This is a genomic window from Salinibius halmophilus (genome assembly GCF_003577475.1).
In the GTDB taxonomy this organism is placed as follows: Bacteria; Pseudomonadota; Gammaproteobacteria; order Pseudomonadales; family Natronospirillaceae; genus Salinibius; species Salinibius halmophilus.
In genome coordinates this window covers 307,324-325,464 of the sequence record NZ_QPEP01000001.1, presented here as the reverse complement: position 1 = coordinate 325,464, position 18,141 = coordinate 307,324, and the positions used below count along the sequence as shown (strand labels likewise).

Below are 18,141 nucleotides of genomic sequence, written 5' to 3'. Positions count from 1 at the left end.
AAAAGGGGTGGCGGTTGCCACCCCTTGGTTATTACCAGTGAGAAGAATTAGTGAGCGCTTGCTTCACCAACGCCTTTAGGATAGCGGATAGACTCAACCACTTCCTGCACCTCTTCTGGTGCCGGTTTAGTGAACTTAAACACCACTAACGCAACCGCAAAGTTTAACAACATGCCTAGTGTGCCAATGCCCTCTGGTGAGATACCAAAGAACCAGTTATCTGGCGTGTTGGCAGCAGGGTTGATGAACTTGAAGAAGATGATGTAGCTGGCAGTGAATACAATACCAACAATCATGCCTGCCACGGCGCCTTCTTTGTTCATACGCTTGTGGAAGATGCCCAAGATAATCGCAGGGAAGAAACTTGAAGCAGCCAAACCAAAGGCAAACGCCACTACCTGAGCAACGAACCCTGGCGGGTTAATGCCTAGATAGCCAGCAATACCGATGGCCACCGCCGCGGCAATACGCGCTGCAATAAGCTCTTGTTTATCTGTAATATTCGGCATCAGGTTTCGTTTTAACAAGTCGTGCGAAATGGATGTCGAAATCACAAGCAATAGACCGGCTGCGGTCGACAGAGCCGCCGCCAAGCCACCCGCTGCCACTAGTGCGATTACCCAGCCTGGTAAATCAGCAATTTCTGGGTTGGCCAGCACCATGATATCTCGGTCAATGGTCATTTCATTGCGATCATCACCAGAATAGAACATGCGACCGTCACCATTGGTGTCATTATGGCTAATGAGACCAGTGGTTTCCCAGTTACGCACCCACTCTGGACGTTCTGCATACAGGGTGCCGGCGCCATCGGCGCCGTTAATGGTTTCAATCATATTGATGCGGGCAAAACCACCAACTGCTGGTGCTGTGGTGTAGAGCAGCGCAATAAAGAATAGCGCCCAGCCTGCTGATTTACGTGCATCGGTCACGTTTGGCACGGTGAAGAAGCGAACGATAACGTGCGGCAAACCAGCCGTGCCCACCATTAGTGCGGCGGTAATAAAGAAGATGTCAATCATCGACTTGGTACCGTCGGTATAGGCAGCAAACCCTAGGTCTTGGTTCAGCCCATCTAACTTATCGAGTACCGCAATGCCCTCTGTAGTTGTACCACCAAAGCCAATTTGCGGAATTGGATTGCCAGTAATCAACAATGAGATGAAGATGGCAGGCACAATATAGGCAAAGATCATTACGCAGTATTGTGCAACCTGAGTGTAGGTAATGCCTTTCATGCCGCCCAATACCGCATAAACAAATACGATACCCATACCGATGATGACGCCCATGTTCACGTCAACTTCGAGGAAGCGGGAGAATACAACCCCAACACCACGCATCTGCCCTGCAACGTAGGTGAATGATACGAATATCGCACAAACCACGGCAACGGTTCGAGCTGTTTGACTGTAGTAGCGGTCGCCAATGAAGTCAGGCACGGTAAACTTGCCGAATTTACGAAGGTAAGGCGCCAAGCAAAGTGCTAGCAGCACATAACCGCCGGTCCATCCCATTAGGTAAACCGAGCCGTCATAACCAAGGAAGGAGATTAAGCCAGCCATTGAAATAAACGACGCGGCGCTCATCCAGTCGGCGGCGGTTGCCATGCCGTTTGGAATAGGGTGAACACCACCGCTGGCGACATAGAAGTCTTTGGTTGACCCAGCTCGAGCCCAAATGGCAATGCCGATGTATAGCGCAAAGCTAGATAGGACAAAGATATAAATTAATAGTTGAGTACTCATCTGTGATCTCCTTATTAATCGTCTTGCACGTTGAATTCACGGTCAATGCGGTTCATGCCAACGATGTAGACAATGATGAGCACCAAGAAGGTAAAGATAGAGCCTTGCTGCGCAAACCAGAAACCTAGTTTGAAGCCACCAAGGGAAATGTTGTTGAGAACATCCACTAATAAAATGCCAAAGCCGTATGACACAATAAACCAGACTGCCAATAGCCATCCCATCAGTTTAAGGTTTTTGCGCCAATATTGTTTGGCATGTTCTTTTGACTCAAACGCCATAAATCGTCACTCCTGTATTGTTATTTTTGTGACATAAGTCAGCCTATCATCGAATACCAATTACAGTATTCGACTTTGGTCTAATGTAACCCTGTGTGAAGCTTGGCTAATGCTTGGGTGCGATTGGCAACGCCAAGCTTGCGATAGATCTCGGTAAGGTGTGCTTTGATGGTTGCCTCCGTAATGTTTAAGTCGCTTGCGATCTGTTTGTTAATTTGCCCAGCCAAAAGGCCGTTCAATACCCGCCTTTGAGCAGGTGTTAGGTTAAACTGTGCCTGAGTTTGAGGCTGCTCGAGCTGGCTAGCTAGCAGTGGAATAGAGCAGTTGCGATCAAGCATTTGATGGGGGACGCGTGTGTCACACAGTCCTAGGGTAAAAAGGCGCGTTTCGGGGGCCAGCGCCAAAAGCTGCGATAGAGTTGCGTCCGGTTTTGCTGCTGCCAACTGGGCATCAAAAAACAGCCAGTCCGGTGCCCAGCTGCGCAATACTTTCATTGCCCGCGCCCGAGAATTGACCGCGACAATGCGTGCTTGCGGATAATGGCGATTAAGCCAGTGCTTAAGCCCTGTACGATAAATACACTGCTGATCGACGATCAAGATGCGTTTGATATCCATCCAGTAAGTCCTTGTGCTTTTTTATTATTTTTCTTGCTTCACTTGCTTAGGCTTTGGCATTACCTTGTAGAAAAGTTTGCCAAGGAGTTCACCCATGCCCGATTTAGGTGCCCAGCCAAGCGTTGCCAAAGTCTTGAACAATTACCAAACTGCTCATCCAACCATTGCCAAAGCATGTGTTGCATCGAACTTTTTTAGTAAGCAACTTGCCTCATTAAACATAGACCAGTCTGTAGAAATTTGTAGCAAACTTACACAATTGGTTACAAATGAACTGGCCAATCTCCAGGTGCAAGTGGCCGAGGGAAGTGAAGCTGATGTGATGAGTGCGCTGCGTCGTTGGCGCAACCTTGCTATTGCGGAAGTGATTTATAACGACGTTAATCGCTTCTACTCAACTGAGCAAACAACAAGACGAGTGACCGAAATAGCGGATACAGCCATTCAACTGGCTGAGGCTTATAGCTATGCACAAATGCTGGCACGTTATGGTGAGCCGCAGTTGTGCCCATACTCAAATCAACCCCAGCGTTTGGTGGTAATTGGTATGGGCAAGCTTGGTGCTTGGGAGCTTAACCTAAGTTCCGATATTGATTTGATCTTTGCCTACAGTTGTGAGGGCGAGTGTTCGGGCGAAAAGCAGTTATCGCATCAGGAGTTTTTTACCAGACAAGGCCGCCTGCTGATCAAACTTTTGGACCAATCAACGCCAGATGGGTTTGTTTTTAGAACCGATATGCGCCTGCGACCATGGGGGCAAAGTGGACCGTTGGCCACGCCTCTAAGCTTTTTAGAAAAGTATTATCAGGATCAAGGTCGTGACTGGGAGCGATTTGCGATGATTAAATCGCGCGCGATTACTGGCAGTGAAGCCTTGCAGCAGCAAATTAGGCACACCTTGCGGGCTTTTTCGTTTCGAAGGTATGTAGATTTTCGAGTAATGGACTCGCTGCGTGATATGAAACGGATGATTTCCAATGAGGTGCGTCGGCAAGCTAATCAAAGCAACATCAAACTTGGCGAAGGTGGGATTCGCGAAATCGAGTTTATTGTTCAAGCCATTCAGTTAATACGTGGTGGTCAAGACACTAACTTGCAGGATGTTGCGATTTATCAGTTATTCGACACATTAAAAAGCGGCGAGTACCTACCAATCGAAGTGGTTGATGAGTTGCGAGACTGTTATTGCTTATTGCGCGATACCGAGCACTTGCTGCAAGGCATGGACGACAAACAAACGCAATTATTGCCAGCTGATGAAAGCGCCCGCCAGCGCTTAGCCTATGCGGCTGGTTATGAGTCTGAACAAGCCTGGCTGCAAGCAATCGATCATGCGCGCCAGCGTGTGCGCTTCCACTTTGAACAGTTTATTGCCGATGAAGCACCCACCTCGCCAAAACATGAGCAATATGTGAAATATTGGCAAACCTTGGCAGCGGAACATCTGCCTGAGCCTGAAATTGCTGAACAGCTAACGCCACTATTAACTGAGTTTAATGAGCTAAGAGACGTGCAGCGCCTAACTGGTGAAGCCCGTGAAAGGCTGGATACCTTTATGCCAGTGCTTATTGCGCAACTGGTACAACTGCAAGAAATCGCCACCGCTTGGCAGCGTATTTCACCGATTATTCAAGCCATTTTGCGCCGCTCGGTTTATTTGGCACTACTCAATGAAAACCCGGTAGCAATACGCCAGTTAGTGAAGCTAGTGGTGTTGAGCCCGTGGATTGCTAAACAGCTACAAGAAACGCCATTCTTGCTTGATGAGCTAACCGATCCGGCCCATCTATACCGCTTGCCCCGCAAAGCCGAGCTGATGGATGAGCTGCGCCAATTGCTGATTCGTTTACCGGAAGACGACCCTGAGCAACTAATGGACGTATTACGCCAGTTTAAGCGAGCGCGCGTTCTGCGTGCTGCCGCCTGTGAAGTGACCGAAGCTCTACCACTAATGAAAATTTCGGACTATTTAACTTGGCTAGCCGAAACCATATTGGCGCACGTTATCGACCTAGCGTGGCAGCAGTTGACGATCAAACATGGGCGACCACAGAACGAAGAAGGTGAGTTGTGCGATCCAGGCTTTGCCATTGTAGCCTATGGCAAACTCGGTGGGATTGAACTGTCATATGAATCCGACCTAGATTTGGTGTTTATGCACAATGGTGCGGCCAATAAAATGACCGAAGGGCCCAAGCAGGTAGACACGAACGTGTTTTTCACTCGCTTGGGGCAGCGAATCATTCAATTATTAGCAACGCTCACGCCAGCCGGCATGCTTTATGAAGTGGACATGCGCTTGCGCCCAAGTGGCAACTCTGGGCTATTGGTTACCACTTTGACAGGCTTTGAAAAGTATCAACGCAATGAAGCATGGACATGGGAGCATCAAGCGCTTTCACGAGCTCGTTATGTGGCAGGTGATTTAACCGTTCGAGAACGCTATGAAGCCATACGCCATGCGGTTTTGGCAGTGCCACGAGAGGCAGAGAAACTGCGCGAACAAGTGATAGAAATGCGCGACAAAATGCGCAAACACTTGGCTAGCCCAGTTGAACAGGTTGAAAAAAACCAAGTCTTTCATATAAAGCACGATCCGGGTGGTATCGTTGATCTCGAATTTGTGGTGCAATATGCAGTCTTGGCGCTGAGCGCTAACTATCCGCAAGTAACTCAGTATTCTGATAATATGCGCATCATAGATACGCTACGTGATATTGGGTATCTCTCTCTCGCTGAAGCTGATGCGGCACAAAATGCCTATTTAGCACTGCGTGGTGCAACCCACCGCTGCCTACTTCATCTGCGCGAGACCAAGCTCACGGATAGCTTAGAAATAGAAGCATTAACTGAGGCGCGTGCAGCGGTCACTGCCCTATGGCAAAGCATCATGCATGGCCCACTCAGAGAAGTGAATAAGGTTTAGGAGCACAACATGGCAATGCCTAACATGGCTGACCGCGATGGTAAGATTTGGCTAGACGGCGAGTTGATTGATTGGCGCGAAGCAAAAACACACGTGCTAACACACACGCTGCATTATGGTATGGGCTGCTTTGAAGGCGTGCGAGCCTACCAAACCCCAAAAGGCACAGCGATTTTCCGCTTGCAAGAACACACAGATCGTTTGTTCCGCAGTGCCAAAATTCTAGGCATGGAGATGCCGTACAGCAAGGATGAGCTAAATGACGCTCAGAAACTGGCGGTATCGGCAAACAACCTAGATAACGCCTACCTGCGCCCGATGGTGTTTTTTGGCAGCGAAGGCATGGGCCTGCGTGCCGACAACCTGAAAGTTCATGTAATGGTTGCCGCTTGGGATTGGCCGTCGTACATGTCGGAAGAAGCACGTGACCTTGGCATTAAAGTACGCTGCTCATCGTTTACTCGCCACCACGTGAACATCACCATGTGTAAAGCGAAAGCCAACGGCAACTACATGAACTCGATGCTGGCGCTGCGCGAAGCCATTGAAAGTGGTTGCGAAGAAGCCTTGTTGCTCGATCCAGAGGGTTATGTAGCAGAAGGTTCAGGTGAAAATATCTTTGTTATTCGTGATAACAAAATCTACACCCCAGAGCTTACCTCGTGCTTGGATGGCATTACGCGCAACACCATCTTTATTCTGGCCAAAGAGCTTGGCTATGATGTGATTGAAAAGCGCATCACTCGTGATGAAGTTTATGTTGCCGACGAAGCCTTCTTCACAGGCACTGCGGCTGAAGTATTGCCAATTCGCGAGCTGGATGGCCGCATTATTGGTGAAGGCAAGCGTGGCCCTATTACCACCAAGCTGCAAAGCATGTACTTCGACCAAGTGAAAGGTCAGCGCTCTGAGTATCCAGAGTGGAATGCATTAGTAAAATAATGTGTTAAGGCGGGCATTGCCCGCCTGCTTTTGAATACAAACGTTATGCCGTTCACTTGAGCATCTACCTTGGCTAAGCAAAAAACTTATCACCCGTTACCGTTCTATTTTTACATCAGCATCTTGTGGTTGGTATCACGTTTACCATTTCGGGCGCAAATGCAGCTTGGCACAATGATTGGTTGGCTAAGTTATTACCTAATTAAAAAACGCCGCCAGACGACCTACCGCAACATTGAGGCTTGTTTTCCAGAGTTGGACCGAGCGGCGCAACGCCAGTTGGTGAAAAAGTCCTATTATTCCATGGGCAAAAGCCTGCTAGAAACCGCAACAGGATTGATGTCGCCAGTTGAGCGCTGGCTGCCAAGGTTTACCATTGCGCATCGCGAAATACTAGATGACGCTATTGCCACGGGGCGGCCGGTGATTATTCTTAGTGGCCATTTTGGCTCACTCGATCTGTTTGGTTGCTTCTTGCAAAGTCTCACGCCTTTTGCCGTGATTCAGCGAGCACACGACAACCCAAGGCTAGATAAATTAATCAGCCAGTCGCGGGCGCGTTTTGGTCGCCAGCCCATAGATCGCAAAGCCATGCGAGAAATGATTAAGGTACTGCGCAAAGAACAAATGCCATTATGGATCGGCCCAGATCAAGATTTAGGTCGCCAGGCTTCGGTTTTTGCACCGTTTTTTGGTGTTGAAACGGCAACGGTTACATCGTTTGCCAAACTAGCTCAGCTCAGCAAAGCGATTGTTGTGCCAATGAGCTGCCACCGAACTGCAAATGGCTATATTGGACGCGCGTGTTCGCCAATTGAGTTTGGTGACGACGAGCGGCACAATGCTGCACTGTATAATCAATGGTTAGAGCAGGAAATACGTCGCGCACCAGAGCAATACTTATGGCAGCATCGACGCTTTAAAACTCGCCCCGATCCTACCGAAAACTTCTATCGGTGATCATTTCACCTTTATGAAAATTTTCATTCTGTTGTCATTTAACTGTTAACTTCGCCTGAGAACATTGCCGAATCGTTATAAAGAGAAGCAATTATGGCGTTTATTCGTCCCGTTCTACCAGAAGATGATTTGCCGCTTACGCAACTGATGCAACAGGTTGGTGAGGGGCTTTCGCGTGAAACCTGTCGTCGCCGCATTCATCAAGTGAGCGCCAACCCACTGCACCAAATGTGGGTAGCCGAAGATGACTCAGGTGCGTTATTGGGTTGGGTGCATGCGCAACAGCTGGTGAGCTTGCTGTCTGACCCCGTTGGCGAAATCAATGGTCCTTTTGTGGCGCCAGGTGCTCGCCGACAAGGGTTAGCAAGTGATTTGCTGCGCAAAGCCGAATGCTGGTTACAAACCCAGCCGGTGGCCATTTGGCAGGTGCATGCCGCGCAAGAGGATCAAGACAGTTACCTGTTTTATACCGCACAGCAATACACTGCCTGTGGCCGCTCTTTATTATTAAGCAAGCCGGCACATAAGGCAGAGGTAGCGACTGCGAAGCAATGGCTTCCACAAACAGCGATATAACTACCTGATCACTGTGCTTGACAGAGGCGTTAAAAAAACGTCCAATAGCGAAAAATTTAGGAGAGGTGCCTTGCCTAGGTAGCCATGTTGAGAAGATTAAGCTTCGTTGATGCATGGTGAGGGAGAGCAGGGCCGAAGTGGTGGTAAGGCTTAATGCTTACGGCCGCTGGTCACAAGGGCTGAATCCCTTGGACTGTCACTGACCTGTCAGTGGAGTGCTCAATCAATTGCCTTGCGGCAAAGCGCTAGATCCCTCTCCTTGCTATGTTATCAGTGAGGAGCCTATGACCCAGTTATCATCTACCACCTTGTGGACCGCCCTAGTTACACCGCTTAATGAAGACGGCACCTTGGATTTGCTCAGCTTTAAAAAATTGCTGCGCATGCAAGAAGCAGCGGGCAATGGCGTACTGATACTGGGCTCAACGGGCGAGGGTAGTAATTTAACCATCGGCCAGCGAGAGCAACTGGTTGAATTTACCTGCCAACAAAATTTATCTGTGCCAATCATGGTGGGTGTCGGCGGTCTTGATCTGCAAGCCCAGCTTGCTTGGATTCGTTATTTGGAACTCTGGCCGATCGACGCCTATTTACTCGTGACGCCGATCTACGCCAAACCAGGCGCTGCCGGCCAAGCCGGTTGGTTTAACGCACTGATGGATGCGTCGAGTCGCCGATGCATGTTGTACAACATCCCAGGCCGCGCCGGTGTGCCATTGGTTGATGGGGCAATTGAGCGTGTACAGAATCACCCTAACTGCTGGGCAGTCAAAGAGTCGGGCGGTAATCCTGCTCGGTTTGCTCAGCTAGTCAAAGACTTCCCAACACTGCAATGGTTCTCGGGCGATGATGACAATTTTGCCGATCACTGTGCATTGGGTGCAGTGGGTTTAGTATCAGTTGCTAGTAACGTTTGGCCAAAGAAAGTTGCCGATTGGGTGGCCGAAGGGTTAACCAATAAAGCCTTCGATAATCGTTTGGCACAAGCGGCAGCACCATTGTTTAGCGCACCCAATCCAATTCCAACCAAAGCCTTATTGGCTGATAAAAAAGTGATTCGCACGGCAACGGTACAACTACCTTTAAGCCTAGAAGACCTAGAATCATTGGAGCCATTGCGCACGATTGATGCTGTCGTGACTGGGGTAAGTACTGGAGTAAGCGAATCAGTCGCGGCGTAGGTTTTACAAACTTAAGGTTTGGGAAACAAAATGCTTCGTCACACCCGAGCGCTTTTATCGGGTGTCTAATTGTCTTCCCCGAGTGGTGTTGTCGGGGATCTAATACTTGGGTTTTACAACTAGATTCCTGCCTGCGCGGGAATGACCGTTGCCCGAAGCTTTGGTTCGTGGCACATACATCTCAAACAAAAATGGCGACCAATCGGTCGCCATTTAAGCATCTCAAAGAGACAAATTACGCGCCGTAGTAGTCAGCTAGTAGTTTGTCGTTTTGCTGTTCGATGTACTGGTAGAACTCTTTGTCTTCTAGCTTGCTTGCAGCCGCTTCATCACAAATGATGATGGCTTTTTCGTGCATTTGCAGCACTGAAGCAGGGCAGCGAGCAGAAAGTGGACCTTCTACTGTGTCTTTGATAGCGTCAGCTTTGCCTTCGCCCGTTGCGATCAGCACAACTTTTTTCGCTTCCATGATGCTACCGATGCCCATGGTGATCGATAGGTTCGGCTGGAATTCGTCTTCAGCGAAGAAGCGGCTGTTTGCATCGATGGTGGCTTGCGTTAGTGTTTTAACACGAGTACGAGATGCTAGCGATGAGCTTGGCTCGTTGAAGCCGATGTGGCCGTTAGTACCAATACCTAGTAGCTGAACGTCTACGCCACCTTTGGCAGCAATCTTTTGCTCGTATTCAGCGCAAGATGCGATTGGATCTTTAGCAGAACCGTCTGGTACGAAGGTGTTCGCCTTATCGATATCAATATGGTTGAACAACTGCTCGTTCATGAAATAACGGTAGCTTTGTGGGTGGTCACCGTCCAAGCCTAGGTATTCGTCTAGGTTGAAAGTGGTGACGTCTTTAAAGCTTACTTCGCCGGCTTTATTGGCGTCGATTACGCGCTTATATAGCTCGATTGGGCTTGAACCAGTTGCTAAACCTAGCACTGACGCTGGGTTCGCTTTAACTTGTTCGATAAAAATTTTCGCACCGTATGCTGCTACTTCTGCAGCATCTTTTAGAATGACAACCTGCATTCTTCATTCTCCGTATTAGTAAGCTTCGTGTTCACCTGCAACCCAGGTTGCAGTCACCTTGTATTCATCGTCGAAGTGAACCAAGTTGGCTTTATAGCCCGCCTTCACTCGACCTAACTCATGGCCACGACCCAAGTACTCAGCTGGGTATAGTGATGCCATGCGTAATGCTTCTTCTAGTGGGTAGCCTAACCATTCAACGGTGTTCTCTACCGCGTCAATCATGCTGATTGCTGAGCCGGCTAGCTTGCCTTCCGCACTCACTAGGCAGCCATCTTTTTCATCAATGCGCTCGCCATAAAGCAGGAAGAATTTTTCGTCTGAGCCAATAGTGGCCATTGCATCTGTTACCAGCATAATTTTGCCAGTTGGTTTGGCTTCAATGGCCAACTTTAGCGTTGCACTGTGAACATGGTATTTATCAACAATCACACCAACCCAAGAGTGAGGGTCTTCAATGGCTGCGCCTACCACACCTGGTTCGCGACCAGTTGAAGGTGTCATGGCATTATAAAGGTGGGTAAACCCATCCACCCCTAGATCTAGCGCTTCGCGAGTATCTTCATAGGTACCACCGGTATGGCCAATGGATACTTTTGCGCCGGCGGCGATCATTTTAGTGATCTTGTCTTTCTCAACCATTTCTGGCGCTAGGGTATAAAGTAGCGTGCCATTAGGAATCAAAGATTTCCAAGTGGTGTCTTCTTCTTCTGGCGCGCGTAGGTATTCTTCTTTGTGAACACCACGACGCACAGGGTTGAAGAATGGGCCTTCGACATGAATGCCGAGCACTTCATTAACACCTTCTTCAATGGCGGCAGAACAGGCTTTGATTGCCGTTTTGCATGTTTCTGGTGTATCAGAAGTTAATGTTGGCAGCATACCCGTGGTACCAAAACGGCGGTGACCCGCCACCATGGTTTTAACGCCCTCAACGGTTGGTGTGCTGTTGAGCATGATGCCGCCGCCACCATTAACTTGTACGTCGATAAAACCTGGTGCTAGTGTGCCGCCATTTAGTTTCACGATCTCGGTGCCGGCTGGTACTTTTTCTTCTGGTAAAAAGCCAACAATGTTTTGGCCTTCAACTAGTACGGCAAACCCTGAGCGAGTTTCAATGCCGTCGAATACGTTCGCGCCTACAAGTGCTTGCATGCTGACCTCTTATTCTGTTGCTCGTAGTTCGGTGACAAAATCATATAGGTCACCGCGATAATGTGATCGGGTATATTCAACGGCGTTACCGTTGTGATCGTAGCCTTGGCGCTCAATATAAAGCACCGCTAAGCCCGGATCGATGCGTAGCTGCTCGGCAATCTGCTCGGTTGCGTTGGCAGCAGTCATTGTTTGAATGGCTCGAATTGGACGGGCATCGGCTGCATCTAGTGCGTCGTACAGTGATGTCGTTACGTCTTCTTCGCTAGCAATCACCGTCACTGGAATGCTGGCAATCTCAAAAGCCATTGGTATACCAGCTGCCATACGCACACGTGTTAATCGCAAAATACGTTGATCGGGTGATAGCCCAAGCATCTGTGCTTCACGTGGAGACGGGTAGGCAGTTTGTTTGCTAATCCACTGATCAGCAGTATCCATGCCGCGAGCGCGCATGTCCTCAGAGAAGCTGTTCAACACCGACAGTGGCTTATGAATCGTTTCACTGTAGTAGTGGCGAACACGGGTGCCTGCGCCTTGGCGCTTTTCCAGTAAGCCACGCTCAACCAAGCTATTAATGGCTTTGCGCACGGTAACTCGCGAAAGGCCTAGGCGAGTTGCCAGGTCGCGCTCTGGCAACAGATATTCACCTTCTTGGATAATGCCTTCGCGAATACTTTGTTCTAAACGGCGCGATAACTGAATGTATAGCGACGTTGGGCTTTCTGTATCTGGCTGTAAGGCAGCAATTAAATTGCTTAGTTTATCGCTCATCTCACACTCCTCGTGCGCGGCGAATCATCGCCAAGGCACCGGTTTGTGCATCATCCTGGGCGTCGACAAAATGCTGTAGATAGTGTTGTGGCAGATTTTCTTTCACAAATGGCGTTAAACCACCCAATAGAGCGATCTTGCCATTAGTACGACTGATCATTTGATCAAGCATCTCGGCAACAATGTCTGCTTGTTCTTGCATAATTTGCACGGCAACCGCATCGCCATTTTTCTTGTTGTGCACGGCCAATGGCGCGAACTGACCATAGTCTCCCGACTTAGCCGTGGCAGCCCAAACGGCAATCTGCGACGCGTCGCCATCAAATTTTTCCAAGACTTCTTTGGTGACACCCGTGTGCTCGCGTAGCCCATCAACAGCACGAAGCGTCTCTTGTAAAACGCGCAAGCCTAGCCAGGCACCAGAGCCTTGATCGGCTAGTGGAAAGCCCCAGCCGGTCCAACCATGAATGTCTTCGCCTTCAATTAGCCAGCCTTTGATACCGGTGCCGATGATAAGCATGGCGCCGTTTTCGCCACCATGTGCACCCAAACAAGCGGTATGCGCATCATTTTGATAAACCATAGAGGCAAACGGGTGGTCCCATGCATCAAGGAATTTCTGTGAAGTCGTAATTTCACAGCCGGCTAAACCAAGCCCTGCATGAACGCGAGCTTTATCATCTGGGGTGAATCCGGCGGCAACTAGTGCTTGGTCAACGGCATCAATAATCGACACCAAAGTGCCTTCTGGGTTCTGATAAACATTGGCACTACCTGAAAGGCCTTCACCAATGGTATTACCATTGGCATCCTGTAAGCGTGCCCGGCACGATGTACCACCGCCATCTACGCCTACATATAAAAAATCTGTCATAGCTACCTCGAAATGATCGCTCTTCTATGCGTCTAAGTAGGGTTAACTGGTTTGCAACCAATATAGTACCTCTTGCATTTGCAAGCAAGTTGATCGGTGTCATCTAAGCGCGCTAAGGCACAGAATCACTGTTTCAAATGACTAGCAAGCCCTAAAAAGATGACATAAAGCAACAGAATGTAATGAAAAGGCCAATTTTTTGGCTTGCACCAAAGCAAGATACAAAGCAGACTGATGGGGTGTTTTCGATCCTGCATGTGATGGATGATCAACACGGTTCGATGTCTCTGAACATTGGCGGTATGCAATGACCTTATTTTGGTATTCAATTTCTTACCGCTTTTCGAAGTGTGATCGAGTTGGCATAAATCCGGCTTTATTCGATGAGATAACACTGACTCTGTTCAATTAAATCGAAAAAAAACGAAATTTAGGGATTGAACAGGTTTGGACGAGGTTTTATATTGGCTTCGCTTCTCTCAAAAAAACAACAAGAGGTAGAACTGAAATGCGACTCTTGAAAACTACTGTTGCAGCTGTAACTGCCGTAGCTTCTTTGGCAACTGCCCAAGCAGCTTTGGCTGACGAAACCGTAAAATTCTGGACATTCCGCGAGCAAGAAACTGCTCTGTGGGATCGTATTAACGCTGAAAACTTGATCCCAGGCGTAACTGTTGAGATGGAACGCATCTCTTCAGAAGACTATGAGTCTCGCCTACGTATCGCTCTACGCCAAGGCGGCCCTGATTTCTTCGGTGCTAAGTCTGGTGTTGCATGGTACGACCCATTCGTTGGTGCTGATGCCCTACTATCTATCGATGAGCTAGGTGTAGACATTTCTGGCATGAACGGTACTGCTGGTGTTGTTGCTTCTGATGGCGTTGCTTACGCTGTACCAAGCGCAATTCAGCTACAATCTGTAATCTACAACGGTGCTGTGCTTGAAGAGCTAGGCGCTGAAGTTCCTACTACTTTGGCTGAGTTCGAAGCATTGATGGCTGACGCTGTTGACGCTGGCTTCGTTGGTCTACACGTAGACGGCCGTGACGGCTGGTACCTAAACCAGGTAATGAACGAAGTAGTAATGGCTGGTATGGTAAGCGACGACACTCAGCGTAAGCTAGAGACTGGCGAAGCTTGCTTCACTGACGCTGAAGTTGTTGCTGCATTCGACAAAGTTGTTGAATGGCGCGACATCATGAACGCTAACCCAACTGCGACCGACTACGGCGGCATGCGTACTCCTGTTGTACTAGGTGACTCGCTAGCGATGATCGACGGTGCATGGACTACTGGTGTATGGGTATCTCAAGCGGCTGGCGGTCTATACGACGTTAACCCTGACTTCGTACCTGAGTACGGCCCAATCCCAGGTCCAAATGGTAAAGTTGTAGCGCACCCAGACGGTGGTTACGCAGTTAACGCGAACACTGAGAAGCGTGACGCAGTGAAAGCAGTACTTGAGTTCACTACTACTGCTAAATTCGCTCAGTTGTTCCTAGAAGAAATTGGTTCAGAAATCCCAGCTTACGCAGGTGACTACGATAAGCCGGAAGGTCTGCACCCAATCGTTGGTAAAATCTCTGCACAGATGGCAAATGCAGCTGCATACGAGCCGTTCCTAGCGCCAAGCTTGAACGCTAAGCAGCCTACATATGGCTCTCTATCTGCACAGGCTTACCAAGGTATGCTGGCTGGTGATCTATCTGGTGCAGAAGCTGCTGCTCTAATCCAGGAAGGCCTAAACAGCTGGAACTACGTAGGCGCTGGTAACTGCCAATAATTAGCAGTTCCCTCCCTACCGGCGAGCCGCAAGGCTCGCCAACTCTCTCTCTCTCTCAAACTAGAAAAGCGGTGACGGTATGAGCCAAAATACTGATCGTCTGATGAGCTACCGCAGCAAGGCAGAAATCCAGAAATGGTTACTGTTGATGCCTGGGGTAATTCTCTACGGTATTTTTAACTTCATTCCATTGATTGGCCTGTTCGGTATGGCCTTGATGGATTGGAAAGGTATTGGTCCGATGGAATACGTTGGGCTAGAAAACTTCAAACTGATCTTTTTTGATCCTTACTACCGAGACGGCTTCTTAAACGCCCTTGGTAATAACATCATCTTCTTCGGTGTAATCATCACGGCGATGCTAGTGATTGGCACCATCTTCGCGCTTTTGCTTTCCTTCAAAACATACGGCCGCGAAGTATATAAAGTTATCTTCTTCTTACCTTACCCACTTGCTGGTGCAGCCGTTGCGGTTCTTATGAACATGATTTTCCGCGACAACGGCCCGGTAAATACCTTGTTGGTAGACTGGAACTGGGCAGAAAAGCCAATTCCATTCATGGGTGACAAAGACTTATCTATTTACATGTTGGCTTCTTTCTTTAGCTGGCACCGTATGGGCTTTGCGATCATGTTGATCCTATCGGCCATTGTTGCGGTTCGCTTAGACCTAGTTGAAGCAGCATTCCTTGACGGCGCTCGCCGCTTGCAAGCGATCCGTCACGTGGTACTACCGGTTCTGATGCCTGCGATCATCGTTATCTTCGTAATCATCATGGTAGACACGTTCAACAACGCTGATATGACGCTGTTGATCTTTGGCCCTGCTGGTGGTCCTGGCTATGGTGCTGACGTAATGGGTTCTTACCTATACCGTGCAGCCTTTGGTGCAGGTTCAACAGACCCTGTTCTAGGTTATGGTGTTGCGGCTGTGGTTGGTATTCTAACCTCGCTTGTGATCATGCCTGCTGCGATCTTTAGTGCGATCCAGAACAACAAGAAGTAGGAGCCAGACATGGAAAAGATTTTTAAATTAAAAGCCTGGGAGCAAATTTTTGTACAAATTTTGCTTCTAACTTGGTCTTTCATTGTGCTGTTTCCGCTTTACTTGGCAGTTGTAAACGCGACCAAGCCATCTACCGGTAACGTACTTGCAAGCCCAATCTCTATGCCACCATCACCTGGTCAAGGTAATGTGTATGTATGGGGTGCTGAAGGTGCCGTCATTTCTGAAGGCACATTACTTGTACACACGACTGAAGACGGCAAACAGCTTCGTTTTGAAGCCATTGAAGATGCTGTAATCAGTGAAGAGAATCGCGCCCGTTTCGACGACGAAAAAGGTGAGCTTCGTGGTCGCCTAGAGGTGATTGCCCGATTTAACGGTGCAGAAGGCAACCTTGGCCGTGGTGCTATACTTGAGTTTGTTGACCCAGTTGACGGTGTACAAGCACAAACAGAAGTGTTCGGTCGTGGCTTCCGCTTAGGTGGTAGCTGGACATGGAGCAACTTCTCTGAAGCTTGGGTGCAAGCTGAGTTTGGTCGCTACTTTATGAACTCGCTAATTATCACGATCTCTACCATTGTTATCGTAGCAGTGCTAGGTTCAATGACGTCGTTTGTATTAGCGCGTATGCCATTCACTGGCTCTAAGATCATCTTCGTATGTTTCCTACTAGGTATGATCATTCCAATTCGCTTAGCACTGGCGCCATTGTATTGGGTTGTTCAGCAACTAGGCTTATTGAACTCGCTGTGGTCGGTCATCTTGGTACTGTCGGCGATGACGATGCCAACGGCTGTATTCATTTTGACGTCGTTCTTAAAAGGTGTATCGCCTGAGCTAGAACAAGCGGCAAAAATGGACGGCGCATCACCATTCCAAATTTACTTAAAGGTTGTCTTGCCACTGGTTAAGCCAGCTATTGCCACCGTTTGCTTGTTGGCATTCGTATGGGCATGGAACGAGTACTTCCTACCATTGATCTTCTTAACTGATACCAGCTTGATGCCGCTACCACGTGGTCTAGAGCAGTTCCAAACTCAGTTTGATACCCAATGGCATATGATGTTCTCGGGCATCCTAATTATGATTGTGCCAACTATTGTGGCCTTCTTATTAGCCAGCAAACAATTTATCCAAGGTCTTGCTGCTGGCGGCGTGAAAGAATAATCAGTTATAGGAATTTAGAATCATGGCAACTTTAAAATTAGATAAAGTAGATAAAATTTACGGCGACGTTCAGGTATTGCACGGCATCGACCTAGACTTTGAAGGCAACCCGTTCATCGTATTCGTTGGTCCATCTGGTTGTGGTAAGTCAACGCTTCTTCGCAGCATTGCAGGTCTTGAAGAAGCCTCTGGCGGCAAAATCTTTATTGATGGTAAAGATGTGACAGACATGCCACCAGTTGACCGCGACGTGTCGATGGTATTTCAGTCTTACGCGCTATACCCGCAGATGTCGGTAGAAGAAAACATGTCTTTCGGTCTTCGCATGGCGAAAGTAGAAAAAGACGTGATTGAGAAGAAAGTATCAGCCGCTGCTAAGCTTCTGAAACTTGATCACCTTCTACACCGTAAGCCAAAAGATCTATCTGGTGGTCAGCGTCAGCGTGTAGCCATTGGTCGTTCGATTGTTCGTAACCCGAAAATCTTCTTGTTCGACGAGCCGCTATCTAACCTAGACGCTGAATTGCGTGTAGAAATGCGTATCCAGATTGCTAAGCTGCACTCAGAGCTAGAATCGACCATGGTTTACGTAACACACGACCAAGTTGAGGCGATGACGCTAGCTGACCAGATCGTAGTACTACGTGATGGCCGTGTAGAGCAAGTTGGTCCACCAATGGAACTATACGAAAACCCAGACAACCAATTCGTTGCTGGTTTCATCGGTTCGCCAAAAATGAACTTCATCGACGCTTCGATTGCTGAAGTGAATGGCAACGTTGCAAGTGTTCGCCTACCAGGTGGTGAAATTGTTCCGTTAACACGTAACGATGCAGCGCAACTGTCAGCAGGTGATGAAGTGGTAATGGGTATACGCCCAGAGCACATCTCTCAGACGCAAGTGACTGATGCAGACGTGAAAGTTGCTTCTAAAGTAGACGTAATCGAAGTATTGGGCGCGTTGTCATTCCTATACTGCAAAACTGCAGAACTTGAGCGCATCGTTGTGCAGAAAGTTGGCTACGACAACACGAAAGCAGGCGATGATGTAGCAATGTACATCGACCCAGCTAAGTGCCACTTGTTCAAGAAAGACGGTAAAGTGGTTCGCTAAGCGATCC

Annotated in this window: 16 protein-coding genes and 1 riboswitch; of the genes, 9 read left to right on the top strand and 7 right to left on the bottom strand. The window is 48.6% G+C overall.

Going from position 1 to position 18,141, the window contains the following annotated elements:
• Positions 1 to 47: 47 nt before the first annotated feature.
• From DUW71_RS01445 to DUW71_RS18030, 3 genes are all read right to left on the bottom strand, one after another.
• A complete protein-coding gene (locus tag DUW71_RS01445; RefSeq protein WP_119393453.1) occupies positions 48 to 1,748 on the bottom strand; it encodes a sodium:solute symporter family protein in 1,701 nt (566 codons plus the stop codon).
• Positions 1,749 to 1,762: 14 nt separating this feature from the next.
• On the bottom strand, positions 1,763 to 2,029 hold the full coding sequence (locus DUW71_RS01440; protein ID WP_119393452.1) for a DUF4212 domain-containing protein: 267 nt from the start codon (positions 2,027 to 2,029) through the stop codon (positions 1,763 to 1,765).
• Positions 2,030 to 2,109: 80 nt separating this feature from the next.
• Positions 2,110 to 2,646 (bottom strand): response regulator transcription factor, encoded by a 537-nt coding sequence (locus DUW71_RS18030; RefSeq protein ID WP_119393451.1) that lies wholly within the window; start codon positions 2,644 to 2,646, stop codon positions 2,110 to 2,112.
• 94 nt (positions 2,647 to 2,740) lie between these two features.
• Between DUW71_RS18030 and glnE the strand changes: the two genes are divergently transcribed.
• The 5 genes from glnE to dapA all read left to right on the top strand — a co-directional run bounded on the left by glnE (position 2,741) and on the right by dapA (position 9,231).
• The gene (glnE, locus tag DUW71_RS01430) at positions 2,741 to 5,572 is read left to right on the top strand and encodes a bifunctional [glutamate--ammonia ligase]-adenylyl-L-tyrosine phosphorylase/[glutamate--ammonia-ligase] adenylyltransferase (protein ID WP_119393450.1); all 2,832 of its coding nucleotides are present in this window, start codon (positions 2,741 to 2,743) and stop codon (positions 5,570 to 5,572) included.
• Between the two features lie 9 nt (positions 5,573 to 5,581).
• Complete coding sequence (locus DUW71_RS01425) at positions 5,582 to 6,514, top strand: branched-chain amino acid transaminase (RefSeq protein ID WP_199671118.1); 933 nt, start codon at positions 5,582 to 5,584, stop codon at positions 6,512 to 6,514.
• Positions 6,515 to 6,583: 69 nt separating this feature from the next.
• Complete coding sequence (locus tag DUW71_RS01420) at positions 6,584 to 7,474, top strand: lysophospholipid acyltransferase family protein (RefSeq protein WP_119393449.1); 891 nt, start codon at positions 6,584 to 6,586, stop codon at positions 7,472 to 7,474.
• A 93-nt stretch (positions 7,475 to 7,567) separates the two neighbouring features.
• On the top strand, positions 7,568 to 8,050 hold the full coding sequence (locus DUW71_RS01415) for a GNAT family N-acetyltransferase (RefSeq protein ID WP_119393448.1): 483 nt from the start codon (positions 7,568 to 7,570) through the stop codon (positions 8,048 to 8,050).
• A gap of 52 nt (positions 8,051 to 8,102) precedes the next feature.
• A riboswitch (Lysine riboswitch) is annotated at positions 8,103 to 8,279 on the top strand.
• Positions 8,280 to 8,334: 55 nt separating this feature from the next.
• Positions 8,335 to 9,231 (top strand): 4-hydroxy-tetrahydrodipicolinate synthase, encoded by an 897-nt coding sequence (gene dapA, locus DUW71_RS01410; protein WP_119393447.1) that lies wholly within the window; start codon positions 8,335 to 8,337, stop codon positions 9,229 to 9,231.
• A 235-nt stretch (positions 9,232 to 9,466) separates the two neighbouring features.
• Here the strand turns inward: dapA and nagB are convergent, their stop codons facing one another.
• From nagB to DUW71_RS01390, 4 genes are read right to left on the bottom strand one after another with little or no spacing between them, the layout of a single operon-like run.
• Positions 9,467 to 10,261: a glucosamine-6-phosphate deaminase gene (nagB, locus tag DUW71_RS01405; protein ID WP_119393446.1), complete on the bottom strand. Its 795-nt coding sequence runs from the start codon at positions 10,259 to 10,261 to the stop codon at positions 9,467 to 9,469.
• A 15-nt stretch (positions 10,262 to 10,276) separates the two neighbouring features.
• The gene (gene nagA / locus DUW71_RS01400; RefSeq protein ID WP_119393445.1) at positions 10,277 to 11,416 is read right to left on the bottom strand and encodes an N-acetylglucosamine-6-phosphate deacetylase; all 1,140 of its coding nucleotides are present in this window, start codon (positions 11,414 to 11,416) and stop codon (positions 10,277 to 10,279) included.
• Between the two features lie 9 nt (positions 11,417 to 11,425).
• Positions 11,426 to 12,190, bottom strand: a complete 765-nt coding sequence (locus DUW71_RS01395) for a GntR family transcriptional regulator (protein ID WP_119393444.1) — start codon at positions 12,188 to 12,190, stop codon at positions 11,426 to 11,428.
• 1 nt (position 12,191) lies between these two features.
• Positions 12,192 to 13,064 (bottom strand): BadF/BadG/BcrA/BcrD ATPase family protein, encoded by an 873-nt coding sequence (locus DUW71_RS01390; protein ID WP_119393443.1) that lies wholly within the window; start codon positions 13,062 to 13,064, stop codon positions 12,192 to 12,194.
• Between the two features lie 508 nt (positions 13,065 to 13,572).
• On the opposite strand from DUW71_RS01390, the gene DUW71_RS01385 reads away from it, so the two are divergent.
• The 4 genes from DUW71_RS01385 to DUW71_RS01370 all read left to right on the top strand — a co-directional run bounded on the left by DUW71_RS01385 (position 13,573) and on the right by DUW71_RS01370 (position 18,134).
• Entirely contained in the window at positions 13,573 to 14,847 is a 1,275-nt protein-coding gene (locus DUW71_RS01385; RefSeq protein ID WP_119393442.1) for an ABC transporter substrate-binding protein, read from the top strand.
• Positions 14,848 to 14,926: 79 nt separating this feature from the next.
• A complete protein-coding gene (locus DUW71_RS01380) occupies positions 14,927 to 15,853 on the top strand; it encodes a carbohydrate ABC transporter permease (RefSeq protein ID WP_119393441.1) in 927 nt (308 codons plus the stop codon).
• Between the two features lie 9 nt (positions 15,854 to 15,862).
• Entirely contained in the window at positions 15,863 to 17,020 is a 1,158-nt protein-coding gene (locus DUW71_RS01375; protein WP_119393440.1) for an ABC transporter permease subunit, read from the top strand.
• A gap of 22 nt (positions 17,021 to 17,042) precedes the next feature.
• Entirely contained in the window at positions 17,043 to 18,134 is a 1,092-nt protein-coding gene (locus tag DUW71_RS01370) for an ABC transporter ATP-binding protein (protein WP_119393439.1), read from the top strand.
• Positions 18,135 to 18,141 lie beyond the last annotated feature (7 nt).

What these genes read in the sequence shown, in the direction of transcription:
- DUW71_RS01445 (WP_119393453.1), bottom strand. Translation starts at nt 1,748, where the DNA reads ATGAGTACTCAACTATTAATTTATATCTTTGTCCTATCTAGCTTTGCG.
- DUW71_RS01440 (WP_119393452.1), bottom strand. Translation starts at nt 2,029, where the DNA reads ATGGCGTTTGAGTCAAAAGAACATGCCAAACAATATTGGCGCAAAAAC.
- DUW71_RS18030 (WP_119393451.1), bottom strand. Translation starts at nt 2,646, where the DNA reads ATGGATATCAAACGCATCTTGATCGTCGATCAGCAGTGTATTTATCGT.
- glnE (WP_119393450.1), top strand. Translation starts at nt 2,741, where the DNA reads ATGCCCGATTTAGGTGCCCAGCCAAGCGTTGCCAAAGTCTTGAACAAT.
- DUW71_RS01425 (WP_199671118.1), top strand. Translation starts at nt 5,582, where the DNA reads ATGGCAATGCCTAACATGGCTGACCGCGATGGTAAGATTTGGCTAGAC.
- DUW71_RS01415 (WP_119393448.1), top strand. Translation starts at nt 7,568, where the DNA reads ATGGCGTTTATTCGTCCCGTTCTACCAGAAGATGATTTGCCGCTTACG.
- dapA (WP_119393447.1), top strand. Translation starts at nt 8,335, where the DNA reads ATGACCCAGTTATCATCTACCACCTTGTGGACCGCCCTAGTTACACCG.
- nagB (WP_119393446.1), bottom strand. Translation starts at nt 10,261, where the DNA reads ATGCAGGTTGTCATTCTAAAAGATGCTGCAGAAGTAGCAGCATACGGT.
- nagA (WP_119393445.1), bottom strand. Translation starts at nt 11,416, where the DNA reads ATGCAAGCACTTGTAGGCGCGAACGTATTCGACGGCATTGAAACTCGC.
- DUW71_RS01395 (WP_119393444.1), bottom strand. Translation starts at nt 12,190, where the DNA reads ATGAGCGATAAACTAAGCAATTTAATTGCTGCCTTACAGCCAGATACA.
- DUW71_RS01390 (WP_119393443.1), bottom strand. Translation starts at nt 13,064, where the DNA reads ATGACAGATTTTTTATATGTAGGCGTAGATGGCGGTGGTACATCGTGC.
- DUW71_RS01385 (WP_119393442.1), top strand. Translation starts at nt 13,573, where the DNA reads ATGCGACTCTTGAAAACTACTGTTGCAGCTGTAACTGCCGTAGCTTCT.
- DUW71_RS01380 (WP_119393441.1), top strand. Translation starts at nt 14,927, where the DNA reads ATGAGCCAAAATACTGATCGTCTGATGAGCTACCGCAGCAAGGCAGAA.
- DUW71_RS01375 (WP_119393440.1), top strand. Translation starts at nt 15,863, where the DNA reads ATGGAAAAGATTTTTAAATTAAAAGCCTGGGAGCAAATTTTTGTACAA.
- DUW71_RS01370 (WP_119393439.1), top strand. Translation starts at nt 17,043, where the DNA reads ATGGCAACTTTAAAATTAGATAAAGTAGATAAAATTTACGGCGACGTT.